The sequence below is a fragment of the Thermogutta sp. genome, from assembly GCF_014359955.1.
Lineage (GTDB): Bacteria > Planctomycetota > Planctomycetia > Pirellulales > Thermoguttaceae > Thermogutta.
Genome location: NZ_JACIYL010000623.1, coordinates 1 through 2,726, shown reverse-complemented (window position 1 = coordinate 2,726; position 2,726 = coordinate 1). Strand labels below are relative to the sequence as shown.

2 protein-coding genes are annotated in these 2,726 nt (G+C 58.5%); one reads left to right on the top strand and one right to left on the bottom strand.

Annotated elements, in window-relative coordinates:
- The first annotated feature begins 119 nt into the window (after positions 1-119).
- The gene (locus H5U08_RS15120) at positions 120-1,202 is read left to right on the top strand and encodes a sugar phosphate isomerase/epimerase family protein (protein WP_297034864.1); all 1,083 of its coding nucleotides are present in this window, start codon (positions 120-122) and stop codon (positions 1,200-1,202) included.
- A 58-nt stretch (positions 1,203-1,260) separates the two neighbouring features.
- Here the strand turns inward: H5U08_RS15120 and H5U08_RS15115 are convergent, their stop codons facing one another.
- Complete coding sequence (locus H5U08_RS15115) at positions 1,261-2,670, bottom strand: alpha-L-fucosidase (RefSeq protein WP_297034861.1); 1,410 nt, start codon at positions 2,668-2,670, stop codon at positions 1,261-1,263.
- Positions 2,671-2,726: the final 56 nt, after the last annotated feature.

The following is a 2,726-nucleotide window of genomic DNA, read 5'->3' as shown; positions in this document are numbered from 1 at the left end:
CTTGCTCGCTCCGCTTCCTGGCCTAAAATGAGGGCGTTCTCAGGGTTGGCCTGAGATGAGTCAATCGACGTTTCTAGTTGCGTCTTATCTTGACATAACCCAAAAACGGAGCACGCCTTATGATCACGCCCGAGCCTACACCTTGCTCGAACGAACGGCGGACTTGCGGCCATCTCCAGCCGGTGGGCAGCCGCGAGCTCCTTCCGCGACGAGAGATGTTGAGCTACATGGCCGCTTTCGGCGGGGCCTTTTTAGCTGCCCAGGGCCTTGTCTCACCCGGTGAGGCGGCCGAGGGTCCGGCTCCAACCGGGGCCAAACCTGCTCCAGGCAAGCGGTACGACATGAAAAAGTCGATCAACCTCTGGGCGCTGCCCTATCCCAGCAAGATGTCCCTCCGCGAGTGTCTGGAGTTGTGCAAGGAGGCCGGATTCGAAGGGGTGGAACTCAACTACGCCCTGGAAGGCGATCTCACGCCGGAAACTTCGGACGCCGCTGTCCGCGACGTGGCCCGCCTGGTCCGCCAGATCGGTCTCGAAGTGAGCGGCCTGTGTTCGTTTCTTTTCTGGCCGTATTCATTCACGCATGAAGATCCCCAGCGTCGCCAAAGAGGCCTCGAGCTGGCCGTGGATATGATTCGCACGGCGAAGTTGCTGGAAACGAAGAATCTCCTTGTGATTGCGGGATCCACCTACGTGCCGTGGTTGCCGGACGACCCGCCCGTTCCTTTCGAAGTGTGCGACCAGCGTGCCCGCGAGGCCTTTCGCAAATTGATCCCCGTGGCGGAACAGGCGGGGATCTCTTTGAACGTGGAAAACATCTTCATGAACGGCTATCTGCACACTCCGCAGGAAATGGCCGCCTTTGTAGACAGTTTCGGCTCGCCGGCGGTGGGAGTCCACTTCGATACAGGCAATATCGCCCAGTATCATTTCGCCGAGTACTGGATTCCCATCCTCGGCAAGCGAATCCGCAATGTTCACCTCAAGGAAGCGTCGAAGAAGGTGAACGAATTTAACCTGCACACGTTCCGGCCGTTGCTCGACGGCACCACGAACTGGCCCGCCGTGCTGGAGGCGTTAGACAACGTGGGCTATCGGGGATACCTGACGTTCGAGTATTTCAACCCGTATCCCCACTGGCCGGAAGCCCTTGTCTTCCACACCTCGGACGCCCTCGATCGGATGCTCGGGCGAAAATCGTAGCCAACGCAGCGGGACCAATCGGCAGGCGGACCAGCCGTGGTTTGTCCACCGCGGGGATCTAATCCACCTGAGGCGCTCCCTTGATGTCCACACAGATCACGGTGGCCACCGCATCGAGCGGTTTTTCGGGAAGATCTTCCAGGACCACTTTGTCGCCGTCGCGGTGGACCGTCACTTCCCGGCCATTCGCCAGAAGAAATGCCCGGCTGACTTCGTTCTTCAGACTGGGAAGTGCCAACCGCCCCTGTTCCGGCCATGTGAAAACATGGAGATACAGCCGGGTTGTACTGTCATCGAGTTTCTTCTGAGTGCAGCGTCCCCAGGAAAGCTGTTTGGTCCACGGACTGGCCTGCGTGGCGTAGATGGATTCACCGTTAACCTTGAGCCATCGACCAATCCCCTGAAGTCGCTCCACGGACGGTGCGGGAATTTGGCCTTCCGCCGTGGGGCCTACATTGAGCAGGTAATTCCCGCCCTTGGAAGCGCAGTCGATGAGGTTGCGGATGAGCGTCTCGGTGCTCTTCCAGTTGTGGTCATCATACTTGAAGCCCCACGTGTCATTCATCGTCATGCACGACTCCCAATCGACACCCGGCAGGCCGCTAGCGGGGATCTGCTGTTCCGGCGTGCCAAAATCGCCCACACACTGCCGTCCCTCCTGGTTTAGGCCTTCCATGCCTTTGCGGCATTTTCCTACCCGATTGTTGATGATCAGCTTGGGATCGAGTTCTCGCAGATAGGCGTAAATCTCGCGGCCGTCTTCTTCGGTGTACCAATCTGGCCACTCGCCGTCGAACCAGAGGACCTCGGGCTTGCAGCTTTCCAGCAATTCCTTGAGTTGCGCCTTCATGTAGTCCATGTATTCGCGCTCTCGACCCTCGCGAATCCGCGTGGGATTGTAGGCGCGATCGCTTCCCCGCATCTGCGCGGGATGGTGCCAATCCATGATGGAATAGTACGTGCAGAAGTGGAGCCCCTGCTTGCGGCATTCTTCGGCAAGCGGCTTGAGGAGGTCCTTGCCCCAGGGCGTGGCGTCCACCACGTCGTATGTGGTCACTTTGGAGTCAAACAGACAGAACCCATCGTGATGCTTGGATGTGATGACGATATAGCGCATTCCCGCGTCCTTGGCGATTTTCACCCACTGGGCCGGATCGTATTTCACCGGATTGAACTGCTTGGCAAGCTGTTCGTATTCTTCCACGGGAATATTGGCGGTGTTCATGATCCATTCGCCAGCCCCGCCTACCGGTTGTCCTTTCCAGCGCCCACCGGGAATCGCGTAAAGACCCCAGTGAATGAACATTCCGAAGCGGGCTTCGCGCCACCATTTCATCCGCGCGTCACGCTGCTCGGGAGTTTCCGGAGGAATTCCCGGTGCCGACTCGGCTCTGACCGTGGAAGCAATTCCAAGTAGGAGCAGCCCCAGCACGAACCATCGCTTTCCCACAGCAGCAAACACCGTCATAGTTGAGACCTCCCCGGATCATCCAAACGGCCGTATCTCACAAGACCACATCCCTT